General features: G+C 68.9%; 25 protein-coding genes. 13 read left to right on the top strand and 12 right to left on the bottom strand.

All coding sequences use genetic code 11. From position 1 onward, the window contains the following. Position 1: 1 nt before the first annotated feature. On the bottom strand, positions 2–715 hold the full coding sequence (locus E2F48_RS05605; protein WP_133403021.1) for a cache domain-containing protein: 714 nt from the start codon (positions 713–715) through the stop codon (positions 2–4). A gap of 26 nt (positions 716–741) precedes the next feature. Further along, the gene (locus E2F48_RS05600) at positions 742–1,476 is read right to left on the bottom strand and encodes a FadR/GntR family transcriptional regulator (RefSeq protein WP_133403020.1); all 735 of its coding nucleotides are present in this window, start codon (positions 1,474–1,476) and stop codon (positions 742–744) included. Positions 1,477–1,614: 138 nt separating this feature from the next. Between E2F48_RS05600 and E2F48_RS05595 the strand changes: the two genes are divergently transcribed. The 6 genes from E2F48_RS05595 (at position 1,615) to E2F48_RS05570 (ending at position 9,049) form a co-directional block, all read left to right on the top strand. Then, entirely contained in the window at positions 1,615–2,685 is a 1,071-nt protein-coding gene (locus E2F48_RS05595; RefSeq protein WP_133403019.1) for an ABC transporter ATP-binding protein, read from the top strand. 58 nt (positions 2,686–2,743) lie between these two features. Further along, complete coding sequence (locus E2F48_RS05590) at positions 2,744–3,940, top strand: ABC transporter substrate-binding protein (protein WP_133403018.1); 1,197 nt, start codon at positions 2,744–2,746, stop codon at positions 3,938–3,940. Positions 3,941–4,001: 61 nt separating this feature from the next. Continuing rightward, complete coding sequence (locus E2F48_RS05585; protein ID WP_133403017.1) at positions 4,002–4,913, top strand: ABC transporter permease; 912 nt, start codon at positions 4,002–4,004, stop codon at positions 4,911–4,913. A 9-nt stretch (positions 4,914–4,922) separates the two neighbouring features. After that, positions 4,923–5,780, top strand: coding sequence for an ABC transporter permease (locus tag E2F48_RS05580; protein WP_133403016.1), 858 nt, complete (start codon positions 4,923–4,925; stop codon positions 5,778–5,780). A 15-nt stretch (positions 5,781–5,795) separates the two neighbouring features. Beyond that, positions 5,796–7,436 carry an amidohydrolase gene (locus E2F48_RS05575; protein ID WP_133403015.1) on the top strand — a complete coding sequence of 547 codons (1,641 nt, stop codon included), beginning with the start codon at positions 5,796–5,798 and terminating at the stop codon, positions 7,434–7,436. 2 nt (positions 7,437–7,438) lie between these two features. Continuing rightward, entirely contained in the window at positions 7,439–9,049 is a 1,611-nt protein-coding gene (locus E2F48_RS05570) for an alpha-amylase family glycosyl hydrolase (RefSeq protein WP_246018532.1), read from the top strand. Positions 9,050–9,087: 38 nt separating this feature from the next. On the opposite strand, the gene E2F48_RS05565 is transcribed toward E2F48_RS05570, so the two are convergent. Next, positions 9,088–9,342 (bottom strand): hypothetical protein, encoded by a 255-nt coding sequence (locus tag E2F48_RS05565; protein WP_133403014.1) that lies wholly within the window; start codon positions 9,340–9,342, stop codon positions 9,088–9,090. Positions 9,343–9,566: 224 nt separating this feature from the next. On the opposite strand from E2F48_RS05565, the gene E2F48_RS05560 reads away from it, so the two are divergent. The 3 genes from E2F48_RS05560 to E2F48_RS05550 all read left to right on the top strand — a co-directional run bounded on the left by E2F48_RS05560 (position 9,567) and on the right by E2F48_RS05550 (position 11,624). After that, positions 9,567–10,298 (top strand): DUF72 domain-containing protein, encoded by a 732-nt coding sequence (locus E2F48_RS05560; protein WP_133403013.1) that lies wholly within the window; start codon positions 9,567–9,569, stop codon positions 10,296–10,298. Positions 10,299–10,379: 81 nt separating this feature from the next. After that, positions 10,380–10,832, top strand: a complete 453-nt coding sequence (locus E2F48_RS05555; RefSeq protein WP_133403012.1) for a hypothetical protein — start codon at positions 10,380–10,382, stop codon at positions 10,830–10,832. Continuing rightward, complete coding sequence (locus E2F48_RS05550) at positions 10,833–11,624, top strand: alpha/beta fold hydrolase (protein ID WP_133403011.1); 792 nt, start codon at positions 10,833–10,835, stop codon at positions 11,622–11,624. It abuts the gene before it with no gap. Positions 11,625–11,643: 19 nt separating this feature from the next. Here E2F48_RS05550 and E2F48_RS05545 read toward each other — a convergent pair whose 3' ends face one another. Further along, positions 11,644–12,504 (bottom strand): MurR/RpiR family transcriptional regulator, encoded by an 861-nt coding sequence (locus E2F48_RS05545; RefSeq protein ID WP_133403010.1) that lies wholly within the window; start codon positions 12,502–12,504, stop codon positions 11,644–11,646. Between the two features lie 67 nt (positions 12,505–12,571). Here E2F48_RS05545 and E2F48_RS05540 point away from each other — a divergent pair, with 67 nt between their 5' ends. Continuing rightward, positions 12,572–13,753, top strand: a complete 1,182-nt coding sequence (locus E2F48_RS05540) for a dipeptide epimerase (RefSeq protein ID WP_221411631.1) — start codon at positions 12,572–12,574, stop codon at positions 13,751–13,753. Here the strand turns inward: E2F48_RS05540 and E2F48_RS05535 are convergent. Then, positions 13,719–14,135: a winged helix-turn-helix transcriptional regulator gene (locus tag E2F48_RS05535; protein ID WP_133403009.1), complete on the bottom strand. Its 417-nt coding sequence runs from the start codon at positions 14,133–14,135 to the stop codon at positions 13,719–13,721. The two genes, E2F48_RS05540 and E2F48_RS05535, sit on opposite strands and share 35 nt — an antisense overlap. Positions 14,136–14,814: 679 nt before the next feature. Between E2F48_RS05535 and E2F48_RS05530 the strand changes: the two genes are divergently transcribed. The 3 genes from E2F48_RS05530 to E2F48_RS05520 all read left to right on the top strand — a co-directional run bounded on the left by E2F48_RS05530 (position 14,815) and on the right by E2F48_RS05520 (position 17,424). Next, positions 14,815–15,387, top strand: coding sequence for an NADPH-dependent FMN reductase (locus E2F48_RS05530; RefSeq protein ID WP_133403008.1), 573 nt, complete (start codon positions 14,815–14,817; stop codon positions 15,385–15,387). 164 nt (positions 15,388–15,551) lie between these two features. After that, complete coding sequence (locus E2F48_RS05525; protein ID WP_133403007.1) at positions 15,552–16,580, top strand: CE1758 family FMN-dependent luciferase-like monooxygenase; 1,029 nt, start codon at positions 15,552–15,554, stop codon at positions 16,578–16,580. A gap of 73 nt (positions 16,581–16,653) precedes the next feature. Further along, positions 16,654–17,424, top strand: coding sequence for an SDR family NAD(P)-dependent oxidoreductase (locus E2F48_RS05520; RefSeq protein WP_133403006.1), 771 nt, complete (start codon positions 16,654–16,656; stop codon positions 17,422–17,424). Positions 17,425–17,485: 61 nt separating this feature from the next. On the opposite strand, the gene E2F48_RS05515 is transcribed toward E2F48_RS05520, so the two are convergent. The 7 genes from E2F48_RS05515 to E2F48_RS05485 form a co-directional block, all read right to left on the bottom strand. Then, positions 17,486–17,773, bottom strand: a complete 288-nt coding sequence (locus tag E2F48_RS05515; protein ID WP_133403005.1) for a hypothetical protein — start codon at positions 17,771–17,773, stop codon at positions 17,486–17,488. A gap of 103 nt (positions 17,774–17,876) precedes the next feature. Continuing rightward, entirely contained in the window at positions 17,877–18,746 is an 870-nt protein-coding gene (locus tag E2F48_RS05510; RefSeq protein WP_133403004.1) for a serine hydrolase, read from the bottom strand. After that, positions 18,743–19,915, bottom strand: a complete 1,173-nt coding sequence (locus E2F48_RS05505) for a serine hydrolase domain-containing protein (RefSeq protein WP_133403003.1) — start codon at positions 19,913–19,915, stop codon at positions 18,743–18,745. The genes E2F48_RS05510 and E2F48_RS05505 overlap by 4 nt, the downstream gene beginning before the upstream one ends. Then, positions 19,902–20,843: a S66 peptidase family protein gene (locus E2F48_RS05500; protein ID WP_221411630.1), complete on the bottom strand. Its 942-nt coding sequence runs from the start codon at positions 20,841–20,843 to the stop codon at positions 19,902–19,904. The genes E2F48_RS05505 and E2F48_RS05500 overlap by 14 nt, the downstream gene beginning before the upstream one ends. Beyond that, the gene (gene nikE / locus E2F48_RS17585; protein ID WP_133403002.1) at positions 20,840–22,678 is read right to left on the bottom strand and encodes a nickel ABC transporter ATP-binding protein NikE; all 1,839 of its coding nucleotides are present in this window, start codon (positions 22,676–22,678) and stop codon (positions 20,840–20,842) included. The genes E2F48_RS05500 and nikE overlap by 4 nt, the downstream gene beginning before the upstream one ends. Next, positions 22,678–23,592 (bottom strand): ABC transporter permease, encoded by a 915-nt coding sequence (locus E2F48_RS05490; protein ID WP_133403001.1) that lies wholly within the window; start codon positions 23,590–23,592, stop codon positions 22,678–22,680. Before E2F48_RS05490 ends, nikE begins: the two co-directional genes overlap by 1 nt. After that, positions 23,589–24,629: an ABC transporter permease gene (locus E2F48_RS05485; RefSeq protein ID WP_133403000.1), complete on the bottom strand. Its 1,041-nt coding sequence runs from the start codon at positions 24,627–24,629 to the stop codon at positions 23,589–23,591. Before E2F48_RS05485 ends, E2F48_RS05490 begins: the two co-directional genes overlap by 4 nt. Between the last annotated feature and the right edge of the window lies 1 nt (position 24,630).

Genomic DNA, 24,630 nt, shown 5'->3' with positions numbered 1-24,630 from the left:
TTCATCCCCGGGGCGCGTCGTCCTCCGTCGCGCTCACAATGGCGAACCGCCGGCCCACCGGGTAGGAAAGTCCAGCGTCGTCAAGGGAGATCAGGTCCCCGGGCTCCAGGGACAGCGACGAGGAGACAACGACCCGCCCTTCGGCGCTGACGAGTGACGCTGCGGGCCCCAGTTGGCGCAGGCCCCGGATGAGGTTTTGTTCGAGGGTGCGCACGGCGACGTCGGTGCCGACGATCCCGGCGAGTTCCGCGCTGCCCTCCCTGCGGACCGGGTGGGTGAAGGTGACGACGTAGTCGTCCGTGCACAGGAAGTCGATGTAGGGCCCCGTCGCGTGCGGAATGCCGGATTCCACCGGAATCCGGAACCACTCGGCCTTGAGGTAGCGCTCCATGGAGCTGGGGCTGAAGTTCGCCAGCGCATCAACGCGCTCCAGCTGGGGCCCCTGCCACCAGGCGATGTAGCTGCGGTCGGGGCCGACAAGCCCGGAGTTGGCGATGAAGCCCGCTCCGGCGAGTTCGGGGCTGTCCCTGGCAAGCAGTCCCTTCACCGCGGGCTGCACGAGGCCGTCAATGGCCGCGCCGGCAACCATACCCTTCAGGTCCGAGAGGTCCTTGCCGAGATCCTGTGCCCACTTCTCGAGGGTGACCTCGATGCCGGCGATCAGGGACTGCACCTGGCGGACGGGTGCCGGTACATCGATCTTTTCTGCAGCCATGAAAGGCTCCTTGGGGGCGCGGAGTGTCATCGCGAATGCTCGTCCAGCAGCCAGTGGATCAGGGCGTGGACGAGTTCCTTGGTTGTGGTTTCGGCGAGCGCACTGTTCCGGGCCTCAATGGCGTCGGCGACGGCGGCACGCATGCCGACGGAGGCCTCGCGGAAGGCTTTGTCGGTGTAGGGCAGCAGGGTCAGGGTTCCGAGGTCGGCCTGCAGTCGCACCAGTTCCCGGCCCAGGCGGGCCGAGCGGGCGATGGCGGCGAGTTCGAGCAGGAACTCAGAGTCGACGAGGCGCCAGGACAGCAGCGTCTCCTGCGACGGGCGGAGGTAGGTCCGCAGGATGGCCAGCTCCGTCGCGTCGGCCCGGCGCGCGGCGATCCCGGCGCAGGCAACCGTGATGATCGAGTAGTGCAGTCCGAGGTCGTTGATCTGCAGGCGGGTGAGTGCCTGGAGCTGTTGAAGCGCTCCCCTGGTTGAGGGAAGGAAGTCCTCGGCGACGAAACTGCCTCCGTTGCGGCCGCGGGTCGTGGTGATCAGGCCCCGCGCCCGGAGGCTCGAGAGCGCCTCCCGTGCGGTGACAGGGGAAACACCAAGGGCCGCGGCGAGCTCAACCTCGCTCGGCAGCCGCTGGCCGCTCACCAGCAGCCCGGTCTCCACGGCCTGCTCGATGCGCTCAACCACCTGATCGGCCAGCCCTGCCGAACGCAGCGGCGAGAAAACGGCGGCAAGTCCCCGCGAGGCGGAGGCGGCTTGCTGGGTCACGGACTCACTGTAACGAGAAATTTCTGCCCACGTCTATACATAAAACATATAAGGTCATAGGCTTTAGCGCAGTTCGACGAGTGAGGCAGGTCACAGTGCCTCCACAGCTGCCCCGGCAGCGGAAAGGCACCGGCCCCGATGACCCAGACGGCCCTCAACCCAGGAGTGAAGACAGTGTCCTCCAACGTTCCGGCGATCTCCCTGCGCGGGCTCACCAAGGAGTTCGGCGAGACGACGGCGGTCGACGGGATCGACCTCGAGATCCGCCAGGGCGAGTTCTTCTCGATGCTCGGTCCGTCGGGATCGGGCAAAACGACGGTGCTGCGCCTCATCGCCGGCTTCGAGTCCCCCACCCGGGGAACGGTCGAACTCGAGGGAACCGACGTCACGGCGCGCGCGCCCTTCGACCGGGACGTGAACACGGTCTTCCAGGACTATGCGCTCTTTCCCCACATGAGCCTCATCGACAACGTGGCGTACGGCCTGAGGGTGCGCGGGGTCCCCAAGCGGGAGCGCCGCGAGCGTGCCGCGGCGGCACTCGACCGCGTCCAGCTCGGCAGCTTCCTCGGCCGCAGGCCCTCGCAGCTCTCCGGCGGCCAGCGGCAGCGGGTCGCCCTCGCCCGGGCGCTCGTCGTCGAGCCTCGGGTGCTCCTGCTCGACGAGCCCCTTGGAGCCCTCGACCTCAAGCTGCGCCAGCAGATGCAGGTCGAGCTCAAGGAGCTGCAGCGCTCGCTCGGGATCACCTTCATCTTCGTCACCCATGACCAGGAGGAGGCGCTCACGATGAGCGACCGGATTGGCGTCTTCAACGCCGGCCGCCTGGTGCAGGTCGGCTCGGCGAAGGAGATCTACGACCGCCCGAACGGCGAATTCGTCGCCAACTTCGTCGGAACCTCGAACATCTTCCCCGCCGCCGTGGGATCGAGCCTGTACGGGAGGCCTGAGGCGTTCTCAGTGCGGCCCGAACGCCTTCGTCTTGCCCACCCCGGCGACGCCGGCCGGCACGGCACCACCGCGATCCGGGGAACCGTCTCGGCGCTGGTGTACCTCGGGCACGCCACGCAGGTCCGGGTGTCCATCAGCGACGGCACCACCGTGGTGGTCCTTGTCCACCCGACCGCCCTGGCCGAGGAGGACGTCACGCCGGGCCGGGAGGTCGCGGTCGAGTGGCGCACCTCCGACGTCGTCTGGCTCCCGCCCACCGGCTGACCGGGCGGCATCCCGGACTGTAACCGACTTCCCGCATCATCGACCGAAAGGCAGAACCATGAGCACGTCCACCAAGCGGTACTGGCCGCTTTCCCTGGCCGCGGTCGCCGTCCTCGCGGCGACCTCCTGCGGCACCACCTCCGGCGGTGGCGAACCCGACGCCGAGGCGCCCGCGAAGACCGCCCAAACGGAAATCGGCGAAGGTGAAGGCAAGCTGTCGATCCTGGCGTGGCCCGGCTACGTCGAGGACGGCAGCAACGACCCCGAAGTCGACTGGGTCTCCGCCTTCGAGGAGGAGACCGGGTGCATGGTCGACTTCAAGCCCTTCGGCACCTCCGATGAGGCCGTCACCCTCATGCGCACCGGGCAGTACGACGTCGTCTCCGCCTCCGGGGACGCGTCGCTCCGTCTGATCGCCGGCGGCGACGTCGAACCGGTGAACACCGATCTGCTGGAGAACTACGACGACGTCTACCCGTTCCTCAAGGACCAGCCGTGGAACACCGTCGACGACAAGAACTACGGGATGCCGCACGGCTGGGGCGCCAACGTGCTGATGTACCGCGCGGACCTGGTCGACCCGGCCCCCACCTCCTGGAAGGCGGTGTTCGAGGACGCCGAGAAGTACTCGGGCAAGGTCACCGCCTACGACTCCCCCATCTACATCGCCGACGCCGCCCTGTACCTGATGAAGCACAAGCCGGAGCTCGGGATCGAAAACCCCTACGCCCTCGACAAGGACCAGCTGGCGGCCGCCGTCGACCTGCTGAAGTCCCAGCGGGAGCATGTCGGCGAATACTGGTCCGACGTCGTCAAGGAGGTCCAGTCCTTCGCCAGCGGCGGCAGCGTCGTCGGCACCACCTGGCAGGTCGGAGCGAACATCGCCACGGCCGACGGCACTAAGGTCGAAACGATCCTTCCCGAAGAAGGAGCCACCGGCTGGTCCGACACCTGGATGATCGGCTCGGAATCGAAGAACAAGAACTGCGCCTACATGTGGCTCGACTACATCGCCAGCCCCGAGGCCAACGCCCAGGTCGCCGAGTACTTCGGTGAGTCCCCCGCCAACCCCGCCGCGTGCGAGCTGACAAAGGACGCCAACCACTGCGAGACGTTCCACTCCGGCGACGAGGAATACGCCAACCAGATCTGGTACTGGACCACCCCGGTGGCCGACTGCATCGACGGACGCACCGACGTCGAATGCACCGACTACTCCGAATGGACCAAGGCCTGGACCGAGATCAAGGGCTGAACCGGGCCCACAGGCCGGAGCACACCCGCATCAGCAGGACGGATGAAAAAGGTAACCACAGATGACACTTGAGACCGAACCGCGGCCCGCCCCGGCGCCGCCCCGGACGGGACACCGGCGGGTATCGGCGGCGCTGCACCGCAGCCCCCGCCTGCGCCTGGCGGGTCTGCTCACCGCTCCGGCGGCCTGGCTGGTCCTGGTGTACATCGCGGCCCTGGCCGCCCTGCTGATCACGGCCCTCTGGACGGTGGACACCTTCACCGGGAAGGTGTCCACCACCTGGACCCTCGACAATATCCTCACCGTCACCACCGACCCCGTGTACCAGGCGATCACGCTGCGGACCCTGCGCATCGCCGTCGTCGTGACCCTGATCGACATGGTGATCGCCCTGCCCATCGCCTTCTTCATCGCCAAGGTGGCCGACAAGCGGTGGGAGAAACTGCTCATCGTGGCGGTCCTGATGCCCCTGTGGGCCAGCTACCTCGTCAAGGCGTACGCGTGGCGGAACGTCCTCGCCGAGGGCGGGCTGCTCGAGTGGCTCGGCGCCCCGGTGGGCCTGAACAGCCCCGGCTACAGCGAAACCGCGGTCGTCCTGACCCTCGCCTACATCTGGCTCCCCTACATGATCCTTCCCCTCCACGCCGGCTTCGAGCGGGTGCCCGACTCGCTGATCGAGGCCTCGGGCGACCTGGGCGCGAAGCCGCTGGCGACGCTGCGCCTGGTGGTCCTGCCCATTCTGGTGCCCTCGATCATCGCCGGGACCATCTTCACGTTCTCCCTCTCCCTCGGTGACTACATCACCGCGCAGATCGTCGGGGGCACCACCCAGATGCTCGGCACCGTCGTCTACGCGAACGTCGGGGCGGCGAACAACCTGCCGCTGGCGGCCGCGGTGGCGCTCATCCCGATCGCCATCATCATGATCTATCTCTTCGTGGTCCGCCGCACCGGCGCCCTGAACAACCTGTAGGAGCCGGCCGTGAAGCTATCCCGCAGCGCCAAGACCATCCTCGGGGTCATCACCGGGCTGATCCTGCTGTTCATCTACCTGCCGCTGCTGCTGGTGGTGGTGAACTCCTTCAACGCCGACCGCACCTTCGGCTGGCCCCCGCGCAGCTTCACCCTTGAGTGGTGGGGCCGGGCCGTCGCCTCCGAGGGGGTCCGGGACGCCCTGGCGACGTCGGTGCAGGTCGCCGTGATCTCCACAATCATCTCGCTCATCCTGGGCACGCTGCTGGCCCTGGCCCTGCAGCGGTACAGCTTCTTCGGGCGGGACGTGATCAACCTGCTGGTCATCCTGCCCATCGCGCTGCCCGGCATCGTCACCGGCATCGCCCTGAACAATCTGTTCACCACGGTGCTGGGAGTTCCGCTGAGCCTGTGGACGGTCATCGTCGCGCACGCTACCTTCTGCATGGTGACCGTGTTCAACAACGCCATCGCCCGGCTGCGCCGCGTCAACGGCAGCCTCGAGGAGGCTTCGGCGGACCTCGGGGCCGGGGTCTTCACCACCTTCGTTCTGGTCACCCTGCCCCAACTGCGCTCGGCCCTGCTCGCCGGTGGACTGCTGGCATTCGCCCTGAGCTTCGACGAGATCATCGTCACCACCTTCACCATCGGTGCCGGCCAGCAGACCCTCCCGGTCTGGATCCTCTCGAACCTGTTCCGCCCCAACCAGGCGCCCGTGGTGAATGTCGTCGCCGTCATCCTCATCGTCGTCTCCATCGTTCCCATCTGGCTGGCACAGCGGCTCTCCAGCGACTCGGTGGCCGGAACCGGCGCGCCGGGCATCGGGCGGGGGAAGATAAAGAAAGCCAAGGTTCCATCCGCCCCCTGACCCAGAGGTGACCCCATCCTCGACCTGCTGCTCACCAACGCGGCCATCTCCCCACTGGCCGGGGCCTCCCCCACCGCCGCCACCCTGGGGATCCTGCACGGACGCATCGTCGGACTCGACGGGCAGGTCAAGGGCCTCGCCTCCCGCCGCACCCTGGACTGCCGCGGCGCGGTGGTCCTCCCGGGGTTCGGGGACGCGCACAACCACATGGCGTGGTTCGGGCAGTCCCTCTCCGAACTCGACCTCAGCGGCTGCGCCACCGTCGAGGAGGTGTACGACGCCGTCGCGGCCTTCGCCTCGGGCCTCGACGCCGGAGAGTGGGTCATCGGGTCCGGCTACGACAACACGATCCTCGGCGCCCACCCGCACCGGAAACGGCTCGACGCCGCGGCACCGGGCCGCCCGGTCTGGCTCAAGCACCGCTCCGGCCACGCGGCCACGGTGAACACCGAGGTGCTGGCCCGGGCCGGGGTGATGGACGGATCGGCCCCGACACCGGTCGGCGGGGAGGTGGTCCGGGACGCCGAAGGGCCCACCGGGGTGCTGCAGGAACAGGCCCAGAAACTGGTGACCCGGCTCGTCATCCCCTACCCGGTGGAGGCCCTGGCCGACGCCATCACCGCCGCCAGCGAACGCTACGCCGCCGAAGGGCTGACCCACGTCACCGAGGCCGGCATCGGCGCGGGCTGGATCGGGCGCAGCCCGGTGGAACTCTCCGCCTACACCCTCGCCCGCGAGCGCGGCGGGCTGAGGACCCGGGTGCAGCTGATGGCCAGCAGCGACGCCCTCCACCCGCTCACCTCCCACCGGCAGGACCGGGTCACCTTCGGGCTCGACCTCGGACTGCGCACCGGCTTCGGCGATGACACGCTGCGGCTGGGGCCGATGAAGATCTTCATCGACGGATCCCTCCTCGGGCGCACCGCCGCCGTCACCGAACCCTTCTGCGGGCAGGAGCACATCACCGGAAGCCTTCAGCTCTCCCTCGGGGAGCTCACCGCCCGCATCGTCGACGCCCACTGCTCCGGCTGGACCGTCGCCGCCCACGCCATCGGCGACCGTGCCGTCGACGTCGCCCTCGACGCGTTCGAGGCCGCGCAGGCCGCCCGTCCTCGCCCGGGAGTGCGCCACCGGATCGAACACGCCGGCCTCGTCCGGGAGGACCAGCTGCCGCGCTTCCGCGCGCTCGGCGTCACCCCGGTTCCGCAGCTGCGCTTCCTCTATGAAATGGGACAGGTCATGCTCGAGACGGTCGGCGGGGAGCGCGAGGCCCTGGTGTACCGGCACCGGTCCTTCCTCGAGGCCGGAGTCCGGGTGCCCGGCAGCTCCGACCGCCCGGTGGCGGCGGGTGCCCCGCTGCTGGGGATGCAGTCGATGGTCGAGCGCAGCACCGCCGCCGGCCGGGTGATGAGCCCCGCCGAACGGGTCGACGCCGCCACGGCCCTGCACGCCTATACCGTGGACGCAGCGTGGATCGCCGGAGACGAGGACATCCGGGGCACCCTCGAGCCGGGAAAACTCGCCGACCTCGTGCTGCTGTCGGACCATCCGGCGGCCGTGCCCGCCGACACGATCGGGCAGATCCAGGTGCTCGCCACCTTCGTCGGCGGCCGCTGCGTCCACGGGGAGGACTTCGTCGCCTCCCTGGAGGTGTAGCCGTGCCGGAGCTGGCTGCGGCCACGGCCGGTGAGCCCTGGTGGAAGACCGCCGTCATCTACGAGGTGTACCCGCGCTCCTTCGCGGACGGCAACGGCGACGGCGTGGGCGACCTGCCGGGCCTCCTGGCGAGACTGCCCTACCTCGCCTCCCTCGGGGTGGACGGCTTCTGGCTGACACCGTTCCAGACCTCCCCCCAGGTCGACCAGGGCTACGACGTGAGCGACTACCGCGGGGTAGATCCGCTGTTCGGCACTCCGGCCGATTTCGACGCGGTGCTCGACCGGGCCCACGGCCTGGGCCTGCGCGTCCTGGTCGACGTCGTCCCCAACCACTGCTCGGTGGAACACCCACTCTTCCGGCAGGCCCTCGCGGCGGGTCCCGGCTCGAACGAGCGGGAGCTGTTCCACTTCGCCGAGGGGCACACGGACGGCTCTCCCCCGAACAACTGGCAGAGCGTCTTCGGCGGACCGGCGTGGACCCGCGCGGACCCGGAGTCGACGACCGACACGCAGTGGTACCTGCACCTGTTCTCCCCGGCTCAGCCCGATTGGAACTGGCGCAACCCCGCCGTGGGCGACTACTTCTTCGAGGTGCTGCGGTTCTGGCTGGACAAGGGCGTGGACGGGCTGCGCATCGATGTGGCGCACGCCCTGTTCAAGGCCGAGGGGCTTCCCGACTCCTCCACCGGCACCCCCGTGGTGGACGGGCTGCGCTCCAACCGGCAGGTCTCCGACCAGGAGGAGGTGCACGCCGTCTACCGAAGGTGGCGCACGCTCGCCGACTCCTACTCCCCGCCGCGCGTGCTGGTCGGCGAGGTCAATCTCGATCCCCACCGTGCCGCCCGGTACACCCGGCCGGACGAACTGCATCAGGCCTTCGCCTTCGCGTTCGTGCGGCTCGGCTGGGACCCGGTGGCCTGGGCCGTCGTAGGCGCCGAACTGGAAGCGGCACGGAAGGCCCACGGCGCGGCCCCGACCTGGGCGCTGGAAAACCACGACGTCGTCCGTACCGCCACCCGGTTCGGCGGCGGCGGGCGCGGCGCCGCACGGGCCCGGGCGGCCCTGCTGATCGTCCTGGGGCTGCCCGGCGGAGCCTACATTTACCAGGGCCAGGAACTCGGGCTCCCCGAAGCCGAGGTGCCGCCCGCGGCCCGGCGCGACCCCATGGTGGCCCGCGGCGGGATCTCCCGCGACGGCGCCCGGGTCCCGCTGCCCTGGACCGTGGACGCGGCATCGGCACATGGCTTTTCGATGACCGATCCCGCGGCCGAACCGTGGCTGCCGCAACCACCCGGATGGGGGCAAGGGGCCATCGAGGCCCAACGGAACGACCCGGCGTCTCCGCAGCAGCTGGTGGTCCGCGCCCTCGAGCTCCGCCGACGGCTGCTGGCGGAGGGCGTACTCGACGCCGGCGACGGCGCGTCCTGGCACGTCGACGACGGCGGCCTGTTGCTGTGCGAGCGCGGGCACGGCTTCTTGCTGGCCGTGGCCATGGGCGAAGGTCCCGTGCGGCTTCCCGCCGGGACGGTGCTGATCACCGCCGTTCCGCAGGCTGCCGAGGGCTGGCTTGAACCCGACAACGCGGCCTGGCTGCTCCGCGCCCGCAGTTGAGCCGGGCTGCGACCGAACCTCGAACCGCCGGCGCTGCGCTAGTCCTCGGTCGGCAGGGTTCCTGTCGGAATGGTCGACTCGTCCGGTGTGGGCCCGTCGGTCTCCCCGTCGGAGGTTGGGAGTGTCCCGGTGGGGATCGTCGACTCCATCGGCGACGCGGAGTCCGTAGGAACGGGTGTGATGTTGCCCGTGGGCGGCACCACTGGCTCCTCGGCGGGATTGTCGCAGCCCATAAGCGCCAGGGCACTCAGGACTACGACGACCGGAAGGCTCTTCAATGTCTTGAAATTCATGTCCGCATCTTCCCCTTGGTCCGTCCCCTTGCCCTTCAACGGTAGCTAGGGGCAAATCGCTGGGAACAGCAGCGATTCGGCTCTGGTCCTGCTTGGAGAAGCGCCGGGACCGGCGTAAAATGCTTCACCGCCCCTTCGACGGCCTGCGGAACCGTATCCCTCGGCCGGCCGTAGCCGTCCACTAGGATCGGACCGAAGTGTCATCCAACGGGCGGAGCCTGGTCTTGAGCGTATTCATCGGCACCTCCGGGTGGAGCTACGACCACTGGAACGATGTGCTCTATCCCGCGGGTACGCCGACCGCCCGGCGGCTGCAGTACTACTACCAGCGGTTCAGCACCGTCGAGCTGAACGCCAGTTTTTACCGGTGGCCCCGGGAGTCGACCTTCGCCGGCTGGCGGGAGCGCCTTCCGGCCGAATTCCTCTTCTCGGTCAAGGCCCCGCGGGGACTCACCCACGCCAAGAAGCTGTACGCGCCGGAGGTGTGGGTCGAGCGCATCATCCGGTGCTGGCACGAGCTGGGCGACAAGCGGGCCGTTCTCCTGGTGCAGCTCCCGCCCGCGATGCAGCGCGACGATGCCCGGCTCGACTACTTCCTGGCCCTGCTGCCGGACTGGATCCGGGTCGCCGTTGAGTTCCGGCATCCGAGCTGGGAGACGGAGGAGGTCTATTCGCTGCTCGAACGGCACGGTGCGGCGTACTGCGTGATGAGCGGCGCCAACCTGCCGTGCGTCCTGCGTGCCACCGCGCCGTTCGTCTATCTGCGGATGCACGGCCCGGACACCCATCACCTGTACGGCGGGTCCTACAGCGATGCGGATCTGCATTGGTGGGCGGACCGGATCCGTGAGTGGCAGGGTGCCGGGAAGGACGTGTTCGTGTACTTCAACAACGACGGCGGCGGCAACGCGGTCCGCAATGCCGACACGCTGCGGACGATCCTGGGCGCCCGCTAGGTCCCCCGGCCTTCGGCCCGAGCCCGGCCCGCAGCAGAAAGTGCTCCATTCCCAGCCGGTGATCCGTTTAGGGTAAGCAGCATGACCAACTCTGCTGATATTGGACCCGATGCCAACCACCAGCGCCCTGAAGGCGTCGACGACGCCACCGTCGAGGCCCTGGGCAAGCTCTCCGAGGCACTCGAGGTGGTTGAACATGCCCGGGGCTACCTGTACGGCTTCCACCGTCTGACGGGCAAGGCCGACCTGGCCTTGGGTGAGGCGGTCGAACTGCTCCGCACGGCCGGTCACGCGGACCTCGCCGAAACCCTCAACAAGGACCTCGTGGGCCGCAATGTGATCGAAGGACGCTGGACATTCCAGATCGTCGAGGACTACGACGATCACTACTATGCGGAGTTTAAGGCGCTCGAGAAGCTGGCCCGGGACAAGCTGGCCGACGGCAAACGTCACCTCTTCGAGGCCGAGATGAAGGAAGACCGCCGCACGCAGGGCCGCGAGCACCATGAGGCCCTGCCGCCGGAAGCCTCCTAGGTGGGAGCCCCAACCCTTAACACCGAGCGCTCAGGCTCCGGCGAGCCGCTGGTCCTGGTGCACGGCCTGGGCTCGAGCCTGCGCAACTGGGATCCCGTGGTGCCCGCCCTGGCCCGCCAGCGTGAGGTCGTGGCCGTCGACCTGCCCGGCTTCGGCACCAGCGCTCCGCTCACCGGCGAGGTGACCATTGCGACCCTCACGGATGCACTGCAGGACTACCTCGTGGAGCAGGGCCTGGCCGACGCCGACGTCGTCGGCAGCTCCATGGGCGCCCGGATGGTGGTCGAACTGGTTCGACGGGGACATCGCGGCTCCGCCGTCGCGCTTAGCCCGGGCGGATTCTGGAACCATCGACAACGCGCAATCTTCACGGCAAGCATCACAGCCTCCATCGCCCTCGTGCGGCGCATCCAGCCGGCGCTCCCCTTCCTGACACGGCACGCCGCCGGACGCACGGCGCTATTGGCCCAGTTTTCGGCCCGGCCATGGCGGCTCGACCCGCAACTCGTCCTCAGGGAGCTGCGCGGGTTTGCCACCTCCCCCAGCCTCGACGACGCCCGCAGGGCGCTCTCCTACGGGCCCAATCAGTCCGGCGCCCCCGGAGGGACGCTCAAGGGCAGGCTCGCCTTCGGCTGGGGACGCCAGGACCGGGTAACCCTGCCCAGTGAAGCCGCCCTGGCCATGACCCTCTACCCCGGGGCCACCCTGGAATGGTTCGAGAACTGTGGGCACTTTCCGCACTGGGACCAGCCAGAGCGGACCGTGGACTTCCTGCTCCGCGTCCTCCGGTGAGTCGGGGGCTTGGGTCGGGTCAGCGCTGCTTCCGGTTCGTGATCGCCGCCCGGGTTGTCTCCAGCGCCTCGACCGTCGCGTCGTAGCTGCTCTGCGCCACGCCCACGAAAATGCAGTCGACCACCGCGAGCTGGGCAATCCGCGACGCCATGGCGCCGGAGCGGAAAGCGGTCTCACGGACCATCGTGAGCAGGCACAGGTCCGTGGCCTCGGCGAGCGGTGACCCTGCGCCGTTGGTGATCCCGATGGTCGTTGCCCCTGCCTCCCGCGCCCGCTCAACAAACTCGAGGGTCTCCGCGGTCCTGCCGCTGTGGGAGAAAGCTACGGCAACGTCGCCGGCGGCCATCAGGGACGCGCCCATCAGGGCGTCGTGGGGGTCATCGAAGGAGTGGACCATCCGGCGGATCCGGAACAGCTTGTGCTGGAGGTCGTCGGCCACCACGGCTCCGGCGCCGACTCCGTAGACCAGGATCTGGCGCGCAGTGCTGATGCTCTCGACCGCGCTGCGCAGCTGGTCGATGTCCAGGTGGGAAAGGGTCTCTTCAATGCCCAAAGTTTCCGCGAAGGCGATCTTGGCGACAGTGTCGGCCAGGGAGTCGTCGGGGCTGATGTCGGCACCGAACCGTTTCGTGTCCCCGAACTGCGCGGTCTCGCGGCCAATCTCGGTGGCCATCGAAAGGCGCAACTGGGCGTAGCCCGCGTAGCCAACAGCACGGCAGAAGCGCACCACTGAAGGTTCGGACGTACTGCAGATGTGCGCCAGCTCCGAAATGGTGTGGCGCAGCACCGTCTCCGGATCGGCGAGGATTTCCTCAGCCACCCGCCGCGCGGAAGGAGGAAGCGTGGGCAGCTGCGCCTGAATTGCCGATTGGATGCTCATCTGCCGCTTTCGGAAGCCGGTCGAAGGGAATAGTCAGTCAGTTACAACCATGTAAAAGGTATCGTAAGTGACCTACATAGGGGAGGCTGCTGCGATGGGTGGACACATGAAGGATGGCGTACCAGTCCTCCCCTCGGGCAGAGGTGGCTCCAACCCGGCGCTCCTCCTCACCGCGCACGCCGTCACGATCCCCCTCGTGAGGCCCTTCGTCACCGCGGTACGCCGCACGACGGTCCTCGAATCGGTGCTCGTCGAGGTGCGGGACGCCGAAGGGCGCTCGGGCTGGGGTGAAGCCCCGATCAGTGCGGTAACGGGCGCGACGACGGCCGGCGTCATCGCCTCGGTGCACGGTCCGCTGCAAACCCTCGTGGAGTCCGGCGGCGGATCAGGGGATCTTTCCGCTGCGCTTTCCCGGATTGCGGGCTCGGACGAACGCAGCGCCGCCCGCATGGCCGTGGACTGCGCGCTGCACGACCTCGCGGCACGCCGTGCAGGGCTGCCGCTGTACCGCTACCTGGGCGGCCGGCACAACCGCATCCTCACCGACATGACCCTCTCCGTCGACGGACCCGCGGCCCTTGCCCGGGCCGCCGCCTCCCACCGGGCCGCCGGGTTCGACTGCGTGAAGGTCAAGCTCGATGCGCACGGCGATCCGGTGGCGAAGCTGCGGGCGGTGCGGAACGCCGTGGGCGCCGACGCCCGGGTGCGCATCGACGCCAATCAGGCCTTTACCGCCGACGAGGCCATCCGCTTCATCACGGCCATCGAGGATGACGGAGTCGACCTTGAACTCGTGGAGCAGCCGGTTCCAGCCGGTGACTGGGACGGACTTGCCCGCGTCACCTCCGCCGTGCGGACCCCAATCCTCGCCGACGAATCCGTCTGGACCGTGAAGGACCTTCATCGGCTGATCGACGCCGGCGCGGCGGCAATGGTCAACATCAAGCTCGCCAAGACCGGCGGGCTTACCCCAGCAATGGAGCTGGCCTCGACGGCGCGGGCCGCCGGCATCGGGGTGCTTGTGGGTTGCATGATGGAAAGCGGCGTCGGCATCGGCGCGGCCGCCGCCTTCGCCTCGGCCCTGGCCGGTGAGTCCGGGGCGGAAGTTCCGCAGGACCTCGACGGCGGCCTGTGGCTTCGGGAGCCACCCGTCGACGGCGGGTCCCGCTACTCGGGCAGCACCATCATCCTGGACGATGCGCCGGGCACCGGAATCACGCGGTTGCGGAAGCCACAGCCGCAGCGCTGACCGCAGCCGACGCCGACCGGTTCTCCTCTATTTCCGCCCGATGCTCCTGGGCCCACCCCACGAGCGGCATGGCCTGCCGGAGGAAGCCCGCACCCAGTGGGGTCAGCGCGTATTCGACTCGAGGGGGCATCTCCGGATACGAGGTGCGGGTCACCATTCCGTCTTTCTCGAGGGTCCGCAGGGTCGCGGTCAGCACCCGGTGGGAAATGGGGGGCAGGGCCGCCTGCAGCGCAGTGAATCTCAGCGGCCCGCCGGCGAGCTGATCGAGTGCGGCCATTGTCCACTTGTCGCCCAATCGACTGACGACCTCCCGCACGAAGGCGATCGTCTCTGCTTCCTTGTCGCAGATGACCTGTGCCTGCTCGACCGCAGCTAATTTCATGATTGCCGATTCTCCGGATCCTGTTGGCCTTCATTCGCCCCATGCTGGATTCCGAGGCGGGCGGCCCGAGCGGGCCTCCTGCCACGGCAGCATGCGGGTGCTCGCCCCGCAGCCCGGGATGAGGACTCCGCCCGCGGGAACGCGCCCTCCAATTATGCCGGACCATCCTGTATGCAAGCCGGGTCCCCCTTGCAGTCCCGACGCCACCAGAATTCAGGCAGAGAGAATCAACGGCACGGTGCCATCGGCGCAAATTCGAATTACGAATTCGCGCCGGGGTTTTCCCGAACATCGGCCGGAACAATTAGGGACTCTCCGGAGTTCCGAAGCCGAGAAAGGCGGAAGCGCTTGAGCGGGCAAATGCTCCGGATATGCGGTTGGGAATTCTTCCAGCGGCCAGCCGATCGGTCCGTTGTACGCCCGGCAGCCTGCAGGCGTCGCCGAAGGGGCCTGAAGGCCCGGGCTTGGACGTCCGATCCCGGCCGCCCGAGACTCTTGCGTCGACGCCTAAACGCAGCCCATGTGAATCATTCTCATTTTCAGGTGCGTAACGCACGTTAAAGTGCGTATTGCAACGCACTTTAAAGTGCGTGTTGAAAACGGAAATATTGCCGATTCAGGGCGGGTTGTAGATCTTGCTGAACAAGCACACGAACAACTGGTCCTGGAAGGGAACACTATGACTAAGATCGCAATCATCCTTGGAAGCACGCGCCCCGGGCGCAACGGCGAAGCTGTCGCCAACTGGGTCTTCGAGAAGGCTGCAACCCGCGACGCTGCCAGCTACGAGATCATCGACCTCCGGGACTACCCGCTGCCTCACTTCGACGAGCCGATGCCGCCGCTGATGGGCCAGTACTCGCAGGACCACACCAAGGACTGGGCCGCGAAGATCGCCGAATTCGACGGCTACGTCTTTGTCACCCCCGAGTACAACCACTCGACCTCCGGTGTCCTGAAGAACGCCATCGACTTCCTGTCCGCTGAGTGGAACAACAAGGCCGCCGGGTTCGTCAGCTACGGCGCCACCGGTGGCGTCCGCGCGGTTGAGCACCTCCGCCTCGTCGCCGCTGAACTGCAGATGGCAACGGTCCGCGACCAGGCAGCCCTGTCGCTGTACACCGACTTCGAAAACTTCTCGGTCCTGAAGCCGGGCGACCACCAGGTTGCGGCGCTGGAGAGCATGTTCAACCAGCTCGAAGCCTGGTCGAAGGCTCTCGAGCCGCTGCGCGCCGAGGTCGCCGTCGCCTAAGTGCTTCAGCAGTTTCGGCCGATGACCGGCGGAGCCTGAATCAACCCGGAATGGCCTCGGGCCGGGCTCTGGAGTTGTAGTGTCCGGCCCACTACGCCAACCAGCACAGGTACGGCCTGCCCACCGCACGGCGGTGGGCAGGCCCCGGCACAGAGGACAGCCTCATGGAATTTGGAGTATTCACGGTCGGGCAAATTGGGTTCGATCCGAACTCCGGTCAACAGCCCAACGAACACGAACGTCTTCTGGGACTCACCAGGCTCGCAAAGCACGCCGAAGAGGCCGGCCTCGACGTCTTCGCCCTCGGTGAGCACCACAACAAGCCGTTCACCGTCAGCTCGCCGACAACGGTCTTGGGCTACATCGCCGGCCAAACGAGCACCATCACACTCTCCACGGCGACCACGCTCATCACCACCAACGATCCGGTGAAGATCGCCGAGGACTACGCCACCCTCCAGCACCTCACCAACGGTCGGATGGACCTCATGCTCGGTCGCGGCAACACCGTGCCCGTCTACGAGTGGTTCGGCCAGGACGTGCAGGAGGGCATCCCCCTCGCCGTCGAGAATTACGGTCTGCTGCACCGGCTCTGGCGCGAGGACGAGGTGAATTGGAGTGGGAAGTACAGGACGCCGCTGCGCCACTTCACCGCTACTCCCCGACCACTGAACGGCACCCCGCCGTTCGTCTGGCACGGCTCTATCCGCAGCCCCGAGATCGCCGAGCAGGCAGCCCGGTACGGTGATGGTTTCTTCGTGAACAACCTGTTCATGCCCACCAGCTACTTCGCCCAGTACGTCGACTTCTACCGCGAACGGTATGAAGCCCACGGCCACGGCCCGGGAGCCTCGGCCACGGTGGGGGCAGGCGGCGGGATCTTCGTCCGTCCGAAGTCCCAGGACGCGTTCCGGCTGGCGGAGCCCTACTACCGTGCCTCGCTGCTCAATCAGGGCGACAGTCTCGAAGCCGCAGCCGCCACCACGGGATTGATTGTCGGCAGCCCCGCCCAGGTCGTCGAGAAGATCGAGCTGCAGCGCGAGGCCTTCGGGGACTACCAGCGCCAGCTGTTCGCCTTCGACTTCGGCGGGCAGAGCGAACAGCTCCTGCACGAGCACCTCGACGTGCTCGGCGAACACGTCCTTCCCCTGCTTCGGGAATCCACCCCCGTGCCCGCAGCGGCAATCCGCTGAGAAACCAGCCTCGGGACCATCCAACGCAAGAACACGCAGCAGCGTGCAGAAACCAGTCGGGAGTAGAAACAGAATGCGCGGCCTCAGGGACAAAGTGATCATCATCGCCGGAGCGGCACCCGGGAACATCGGCGCCGCCGCGGCAGTGCGCCTCGGGGAGGAGGGCGCCATCGTTGTGGCGGCGGACCTCAACGAGGCAGCCGCCCGGGAGGTGGCCGACGCGATCACCGCCGTCGGCAGCCGCGCATCCGGACGGCGTCTCGACGTCACGGATGAGGACTCCTTCAAGGCCCTCATCGACTTCACCGTCGCCGAATACGGCGGACTCCACGGCCTGTTCAACGTGGCAGCGGATCTCTCCGCCGGAAACATAGGTCGGGACTCCGACGTCACCACTGTTCCGATCGACGTCTGGAAGCACACCATCGACGTCACCCTCACCGGGTACATGTACGGCATCCGTCATGCCCTGCCCGTGATGATGGAAGGCGGCGGCGGATCGATTGTGAACACCATGTCCAGCGCGGTCTGGCAGGGCGAGCCGGTCCGCGCCGCCTACCAGGCGGCCAAGAGCGGGCTCGTCGGCCTCACCCGGCACGCCTCGACCGTGGGCGGCAAGCACGGGGTGCGCACCAACGTCGTCTCCCCCGGCGTCGTCCTCACCGGCGCCGCACTGGCGACGACCACGGAGGAATGGCGTCAGGAAGTACTGGACACCGTCCGCTCTCCCCGCCTTGGCACCCCGGAGGACATCGGGTCGGTCATCGCATTCCTGATGTCCGATGACGGCGTCTACATCAACGGACAGTCAATCCTCGTCGACGGCGGCGCCAACTTCACCTGACCGGCAAGCACCGGGCGGGCACACACTCCCCCACCCGGTGCTTGCCGCGCCGCCTCCGGAGCTAGCCGGTCGCGGCTTCGTCCCGCCGCACTTCCTTCCGCGCCGCAAGCGATTCCGCATGGCGCATAACCAGGGATGCCGCCACGAGGGAAGCGGAAAAGGGCAGGAACGCGATCGATGCCGCCGAATAGAGAGTCGTCACGGCCATGGCCACTGGCGCTCCTGCGGCGGGGTAGAACGTCCCGAAATTGCCGATGATCACTGGGCTGAAAACCAACATCAGGACACCGGCAACGCCGAGGAGTATCCCCCACCGCAGCACCGTCTTGTGCATCTTTCCATCGGTCATTCGGTCCCCCTGGACACTCGCGATACATCGTCCGTCCGAGTGAAACACCGGGGCGGGGCGCGTACAAAGCCGACGGCGGGATCGTTGTGCGTTTGTATCCGCCTCAGCCCGTCGCCCACTCCTCGGCCGGGCCCTCAAGCACGTAGTGGAGACCTCCGGGACGCGTCCGGGACAGGTCCCAGGCCAGCCGGGACAACGCGCCGATCGCTGTCGTCGCCTCCGCCTCGCCGTACGCACGGGTGCAGACGGCGAGGATGAAGCCGCCCAGCGGGTCCGTCCCGCCGCAGGGCTGCACGAAGGCGACATCGTGGCGGATTCCGGTGACCCACCCGGACTTCGACCCCCACCGCGCCTCCGCGGGAAGCGCCGGCCCGATCAGGCTGTACTCCTGTGCCCGCAGCAACTCGACCATGAACCGCGTGCTCGACCTGCCCGCCGCCCGGCCCGTGACGATGGCACTCATGATGGCCGTCAGGTCCCGCGCGGTCGTCTGTTGGGTCAGCCCGGCGGCCAGCCCCTCAAGGTCGCCGAACAACCGCTCCATTTTCGACGACGCCGCCCCGCACACCGCGAGTGCCCCGCGGACGGCGTCGAGGCCGACCAGTTCAACGGCCATATTGGTTGCTTCGTTGGAGGAGACGACGATCATCCGGCGCAGCACCTCGCGCAGCGACACGGGCCGGCCTTCGGGAGGCATGCCGTCGTCGGTTTCGTCGGGATCGGTCTCGAAGCTGAAGGTGCCCCCGCCTGGTGCGGAGGAATTGAATGTCAGCCGGGAGGTCAGCTGCTGGCTGAGCCTCAGCTTTCCCCCGTCCACGGCACGCAGGGCGGCGATGAGCACCGCCAGCTTGATCGTACTCGCCGCGTAGACGGGGGTGTCGGCACCGCTTTCGGCAATGACCTCCCCTTCGAAGGTGGTCAAACAGTAGGAGATGGAGGGGACGCCGTCGCTGTAGTCCGAAACGATGCTCATGCCGTCACCTCCCGGGCGGCCCGGGAGTAGGCCGCGTCGGCGACGCGGACACGGAACGGGCCCATTGCGTTGTGAAGCCGGTGCGGATGCACGCGGTTGGTCAGCAGCACCACCGTCACCGAGCGGGTCCGGTCCATGATCAGCGACGTGCCGGTGAAGCCGTTGTGCCCACGGGCCTGGGCGCCGGCGGTGCCCATCCAGTCGGGCTGCCCGATGCGCAGGCCGAGGGCGTGCCAGCCGATCTCCGGATCGGCCGCACGCTGCGCACCCAGCATGCGGGGCATCTGGTCGTTCCACAACCCGTCGGCCAGCTCCGGTGGAAGCAACGCGTCGGGCCGGTCGCGGAGCACGTTCCCGAGCCCCAGCACCGCCTCGGCGGTCCCGAAGAGGCCCGCGTTGGCCACGGCCCCGCCCAGGAACCAGGCGCTTTCGTCGTGCACCTCTCCCCGCACCACACCCCTGCCGGTCTCCGGCTGGTACTCGGTCGCCGCGGAGTCTTCGCGCCGGGGCCGGTAGGTCAGCGCGGCCGTCCGGGGATCGAGGTGCCGCAGCGGAGCGAGCACCTTCTCCTCCACGAGTTCTGCCCATTCCCGCCCGGCGGCGGTCTCTGCGAGGGCCATCGCGGTGTTGAAACCGACGCAGGAGTAGGTGAACTCCGTGCCCGGCGCGGTGGCCAGGGGGATCGAGAGCAGGTCCTCGAGCCGGCCGGCCCGGTCGGTTCCGGCCGGGAGCGTGCGCCATCCCTCCCAGGTGCCGGGCAGCCCGGAGGTATGGGTGAGCAGGTGGCGCAGGGTGATCGATGCGCGGTCGCCGTGCCGGAAGGTCGGCAGGTGGCGGCCGACCGGCTCGTCGAGGTCGAGCACCCCGTCGGCCACCAGCGCCAGTGCGGCCACGGTGCTGACGATCTTGGTCACGGAGGCGAGGTCGTAGACGGTCTCCGGCCGCGCCGGCACGCGGTCCCCGGGTGCGAGGTCGGCGCCGCCGTCACCGAATGCGACGGCGGTGCCGACGGCAACCGGGCCGGTGGTCCGGCCACCGACGTCGACGGCGGCAACCGCCGACGGCGCCGCACCGGCGCCGACCTCCTCGGTGAGGATCCATCGGAGCTCCTCCTCGAGGGAGCCTTCGGCGGGTGGCTGGGCGGGGAAGGGGGTCTCAGGAGAGGACAAGGCGTGGGCTTTCGTCGGCGGTGAGGGTGGCGGAGACGCCGAGGGGAACGCTGAGGGCGGCCGGGCCGTGCCCGAAGCCGAGCTCCTCGACGAGCGGAATGCCGAGGGGCATCAGGAGTTCCTCGACGAGCGCCCTCACCTCGTGCGGTTCGCCGCACTGGCTCCACGAGCCCAGCGCGAGTCCGGCCAGTCCGTCGAACCATCCCGCGCGCAGGAGGGAGGTCAGGAGCCCGTCCAGCTTGTAGATGTCCTCGGTGACGTCTTCGAGCAGCCCGATCCGGCCCTCGTTCGAGGGTGCGGACCGGCCGCGCGCGCCCAGGGTCATGGCGAGCAGGCTGAGGTTGCCGCCGGTGAGGATACCGGTCGCGGTGCCCGGCACGAGGGTTTCGGCCGCGGGGCCTGTCAGGGTCCGGCCCGGGTACGGGGTGAACAGGGCCTCGCGCATCCCGTCGCGGGCGGCGGGGTCCTCCAGCACGGCGTCCGTGGCCGGCATCGGAGTGAACCAGGTGGCCAGGCCGAGGTGTTGGGCCCAGTACTCGTGAAGGGCGGTGACATCGGAGGAGCCGATCAGCGGTTTGGGTCGGGCGGAGCGGAGCTTCCCGGCGTCGAGCAGGTCCAGGAGCCGGACGGCGCCGTAGCCGCCGCGCAGGCAGATCACCGCGGCGATGCCGTCGTCGCAGACCAGGTCCTGGAGGTCGGCGGCGCGGTCGGCGTCGGACCCGGCGAGGTAAGGCGCACGCGGGTGCACGTCGCGGGCGTGCCGACCGAGCACCGGTTCGAGCCCCCATCCCTCGAGCAGCCGGAGGGCCCTGTCGATCTTTTCGGCGTCCGCCGGGCCCGACGGCGAGACCAGTCCCACCCGGTCCCCCGCCTTCAGCGGACGCAGTTCGGGACGCGGCCCCTGCGGTGCGGCCGGTCCGCCGGTCACCGGGCGGCCTCGGGCTGCACCGACAGCTCGGGGGTGCCCGTGCTGGTCGGGACGACGCTCAGGAGTTTGCGGGTGTATTCGTGCTGCGGGTTGAGCAGTACGTCCTCGACGCGCCCTTCCTCGACGATCCGCCCTTCGTACATCACCACCACCCGGTCGGCGATGTTCCACGCCAGCCCGAGGTCGTGGGTGATCACCAGGGCGCCGAGGCCGAGCTCGCATCGAAGCCGCAGGAACAGGGCCAGGACCCCGGCGCGCACCGATGCGTCCAGGCTCGCGACGGGCTCGTCGGCGACGAGGAACTCCGGGTCGAGGGCGAGGGCCCCGGCGATGACGACGCGCTGCCGCTGGCCGCCGGAGAGTTCCTGCGGGATGGCGGTGAAGTACTTCTGCGGCGGGTTCAGTTCGGCCTTGGCCAGCGCTGCGGCCACCAGTTCGCGTTCGTCGCCGTCGAGGTGGTGAAGGCGTGGGCCCTCCGCCACCGCCTCGTACACCGAATGCTTCGGGTTCAGGGCGGCGGTGGGATCCTGCAGCACGAACTGGACCGCGCGGCGGTAGGCCTTGAGCGCCCTGCGCCGGTGCACCAGCGGTTCGCCGCGGAAGAGCACCTCGCCGGATGTCGGCTTCTGAAGTCCCAGCAGGGTCCGGGCCAGGGTGGTCTTGCCGGAGCCGGACTGGCCCACCAGGGCCACGATCTCCCCGGCGTTGCAGGTGAGGTTCACCCCGTCGACGGCGCTGGTGGCGCTGCGGCCGAACCGCACCGAGAGATTGCGGGCCTCAAGCACCGGGGTCGGCCCGGCAGACGGCGCTGCCGCCGCTTCGGCCGCCGGCACTGAGGGAACCGGCGCGGGCACCGGGAAAACCGCCATCGGCGCCGGGGAATCCGTCCTCGGCGCGGCGGAACGGCGGCCGGATCCCGTGCGGGCCGGGACGCCCCCGGACCGGATGCCGTCGGCGGGCCGGTCGGCGTCGTGCGCCGTCGGAGCGTAGGGCGCGGTGTAGGTGGGCAGCCGGAGCCGCGAGGCAGGGTCGCCGATGGTGGGGAACGCCGAGGCCAGGGCCGCGGTGTGGGCGTGTTGCGGGTTGCGCATCACCTCCGCGGACGGGCCGTCCTCGACGATCCGCCCGGCCTGCATCACCACGATGCGTTCACACGTGGCGGCGAGCACGGAGAGGTCATGGCTGATCAGAATCAGCGACAGGCCGCGGTCGCGGACCAGGGAGGTGAGCAGGTCGAGGACCTGGGCCTGCACCACGACGTCGAGCGCCGTCGTGGGCTCGTCGGCGATCAGCACCTCCGGTTCGCACGCCAGGGCCATGGCCATCATGATGCGCTGCTTCTGACCGCCCGAGAGTTCGTGCGGGTAGGACAGCCCCTTGGCCACCGGCAGCCCGACCTGTTCGAGGAGTTCGTTGACGCGGGCGGTCCGGGCCGCTTCGTTTCGATACTTGGCGCCGTCGCCGGTGGCGTGGATCTGCAGGGCCTCGGCGATCTGGTCGCGGACCTTCCGCACCGGGTTGAGGGAGTGCATGGCGCCCTGGAAGACGATGGCGGCCTCGGTCCAGCGGACCGAGCGCAGCCGGCCCCAGCTGAGCGTGGAGATGTCGTCCTCGCCGAGCAGGATCGAGCCCTCGATGGTGGCGTTGGCGGGCAGCAGGCGCAGCACCGACACGGCGAGGGTCGACTTGCCGGAGCCGGATTCCCCGGCGATGCCGACGGTGGCGCCGGGCTCGACGGTGAGGTTGACGCCGTCGACGGCGGCCACGGTGCCGCGGCCGCCCTCGGTCTGCGTCCGGTAGCTGATGCGCAGGTCCTTCAGTTGCAGGCGGGCCATTAGCGTCCTCGCAGTGTGGGGTTGATGACGGATTCGAGGGCGCGTCCGACGAGGGTGAAGGACAGCACCACGAGAACGATGGCGAGGCCCGGCGGCAGCACGTACCACCAGTAGCCGCCGGTGGCGGCACCGGTGTCGAGGGCGGACTTGAGCATGCCGCCCCAGGAGACGCTGCTGGGGTCGCCGAGGCCGAGGAAGGCCAGCGTGGATTCGGCGATGATGGCAGAGCCGACGGTGAGCGTGGTGTTGGCCAGCACGAGCGGCATGACGGCGGGCAGCACGTGCCGGCCGATGACGTGCGCGTCCGAAGCGCCCAGTGCCCAGGCCCGTTCGATGTAGGGGCGGGCCTCGACGGTGAGGGTCTGGGAGCGGACCAGGCGCGCGGTGCCGGCCCAGGAGGTCACGCCGATGGCGACGACGATGGTGGCGATGCCGGGCCCGATGATGCTTGAGAGCACGATGGCCAGCACCAGTCCGGGCACCACGAGGAAGAAGTCGATCAGGCGCATGAGCACGGCCTGGGTGGCGCCGGTGAAGTGGCCGGCGGCCATACCCATCACCGTGCCGATGACCATGGAGACCAGGGTGGCGGCGAAGCCGACCACCAGGGAAATCCGGGCGCCCCAGATCAGCAGGGCCAGCACCGACCGCCCGGCGGGGTCGGTGCCCAGCGGGTTGGCGAGGCTTGGCGGTTCGTTGCGTCCGGCGGTCACCTGGGTGACGTCGAGGACGCTGGCCGGGGCGAACAGCGGGATGACGGCGGCCAGCGCGATGACGGCCAGCAGGATGATCAGCCCGGCCAGGCCGGCCCGGTTGCGGGCGAACTCCTTCCAGCCGTCGGCCAGGGCCTGGCGGCGCCGGGCCGCCGCGACGTTGACGCGGCGGGTGCCCGCGGAGCCGGTTGTCGTGCTCATGCGGCACGCAGCCGGGGGTCGAGGAAGCGGTAGAGCAGGTCGGCGAGGAAGTTCATCACGATCACAATCGAGGAGAAGACGACGAAGGTGCCCTGCAGCAGCGGGAAGTCCGGCGCGGACAGAGCCTGGAAGGTCAGCAGCCCGAGGCCCGGCCAGGAGAACACCGTTTCGACGGTCACCGCTCCCCCGACGAGCCCGCCGAGGGTGAGGAAGATCAGCGTCACGGTGGGCAGCAGCGCGTTGGGCACCGCGTGGCGGCGGCGCACCAGGTCCTCCCGCAGGCCCTTGGCGCGGGCCGTCTGGAGGTAGTCCGAGGTCATCTCCTCGAACAGGGAGGCGCGCATGACCATCAGGTACTGGGCGTAGACCACGGCGACCATGGTGACCACCGGCAGGACCATGTGCCGGGCGACGTCCCAGAGCAGCGGGAACCCGGTGGCGGTGGTGCCGGCCGTGACCAGCCCGCCGGTGGGGAACCAGTGGAGGCCGCCGCCGAAGACCAGCAGGAGGATCAGACCGAGCCAGAAGGTGGGCACCGACCAGAACACCAGGGCCAGGCCGGTCTGGGTCTTGTCGAAGAGGCTGCCGCGGCGCCAGGCCGCCCGCTGCCCCAGCCACAGTCCCAGGACCACCGAGATGAGCGCGGCGGTGCCGGTGAGCAGGAGGGTCGGGCCGAGCCGGTCAAGGATCAGGTTCAGGACCGGCTCGCTGTAGGTGTAGGAGTAGCCGAGCCGGCCCTGCGCGAGGTCGGTGAGGTAGCGCAGGAACTGCGTGAGCAGCGGGTCGTTGAACCCCAGCTGCTCACGCAGCAGTTCCATCTGTTCGGCGCTGACCCGGCGCCCCTCCGCCAGGGAGCGGACGGGGTCGCCGGGCAGGATGCGGAAGGCGAAGAACCCGAGCAGCACGACCATGATCAGGGAGACCACGGCGCCGCCGGCCTTCAGGGCGGCGTAGCGCAGCCATGACGACGCCCGGGGTGGTTCATCCAGTGCCGGCTCCCCCGGGACGAGGTCGGCGGCACTCAGCGCGTTGGACATC

It is taken from the genome of Arthrobacter crusticola, assembly GCF_004357995.1.
Classification (GTDB): domain Bacteria; phylum Actinomycetota; class Actinomycetes; order Actinomycetales; family Micrococcaceae; genus Arthrobacter_D; species Arthrobacter_D crusticola.
The sequence above is the reverse complement of the archived record's forward strand: the minus strand, read 5'-3'. Positions and strand labels throughout refer to the sequence as shown.

What these genes read in the sequence shown, in the direction of transcription:
- E2F48_RS05530 (WP_133403008.1), top strand. Translation starts at nt 14,815, where the DNA reads ATGACTAAGATCGCAATCATCCTTGGAAGCACGCGCCCCGGGCGCAAC.
- E2F48_RS05520 (WP_133403006.1), top strand. Translation starts at nt 16,654, where the DNA reads ATGCGCGGCCTCAGGGACAAAGTGATCATCATCGCCGGAGCGGCACCC.
- E2F48_RS05605 (WP_133403021.1), bottom strand. Translation starts at nt 715, where the DNA reads ATGGCTGCAGAAAAGATCGATGTACCGGCACCCGTCCGCCAGGTGCAG.
- E2F48_RS05485 (WP_133403000.1), bottom strand. Translation starts at nt 24,629, where the DNA reads ATGTCCAACGCGCTGAGTGCCGCCGACCTCGTCCCGGGGGAGCCGGCA.
- E2F48_RS05525 (WP_133403007.1), top strand. Translation starts at nt 15,552, where the DNA reads ATGGAATTTGGAGTATTCACGGTCGGGCAAATTGGGTTCGATCCGAAC.
- nikE (WP_133403002.1), bottom strand. Translation starts at nt 22,678, where the DNA reads ATGGCCCGCCTGCAACTGAAGGACCTGCGCATCAGCTACCGGACGCAG.
- E2F48_RS05585 (WP_133403017.1), top strand. Translation starts at nt 4,002, where the DNA reads ATGACACTTGAGACCGAACCGCGGCCCGCCCCGGCGCCGCCCCGGACG.
- E2F48_RS05545 (WP_133403010.1), bottom strand. Translation starts at nt 12,504, where the DNA reads ATGAGCATCCAATCGGCAATTCAGGCGCAGCTGCCCACGCTTCCTCCT.
- E2F48_RS05510 (WP_133403004.1), bottom strand. Translation starts at nt 18,746, where the DNA reads ATGAGCATCGTTTCGGACTACAGCGACGGCGTCCCCTCCATCTCCTAC.
- E2F48_RS05565 (WP_133403014.1), bottom strand. Translation starts at nt 9,342, where the DNA reads ATGAATTTCAAGACATTGAAGAGCCTTCCGGTCGTCGTAGTCCTGAGT.
- E2F48_RS05515 (WP_133403005.1), bottom strand. Translation starts at nt 17,773, where the DNA reads ATGACCGATGGAAAGATGCACAAGACGGTGCTGCGGTGGGGGATACTC.
- E2F48_RS05590 (WP_133403018.1), top strand. Translation starts at nt 2,744, where the DNA reads ATGAGCACGTCCACCAAGCGGTACTGGCCGCTTTCCCTGGCCGCGGTC.
- E2F48_RS05535 (WP_133403009.1), bottom strand. Translation starts at nt 14,135, where the DNA reads ATGAAATTAGCTGCGGTCGAGCAGGCACAGGTCATCTGCGACAAGGAA.
- E2F48_RS05595 (WP_133403019.1), top strand. Translation starts at nt 1,615, where the DNA reads ATGACCCAGACGGCCCTCAACCCAGGAGTGAAGACAGTGTCCTCCAAC.
- E2F48_RS05490 (WP_133403001.1), bottom strand. Translation starts at nt 23,592, where the DNA reads ATGAGCACGACAACCGGCTCCGCGGGCACCCGCCGCGTCAACGTCGCG.
- E2F48_RS05555 (WP_133403012.1), top strand. Translation starts at nt 10,380, where the DNA reads ATGACCAACTCTGCTGATATTGGACCCGATGCCAACCACCAGCGCCCT.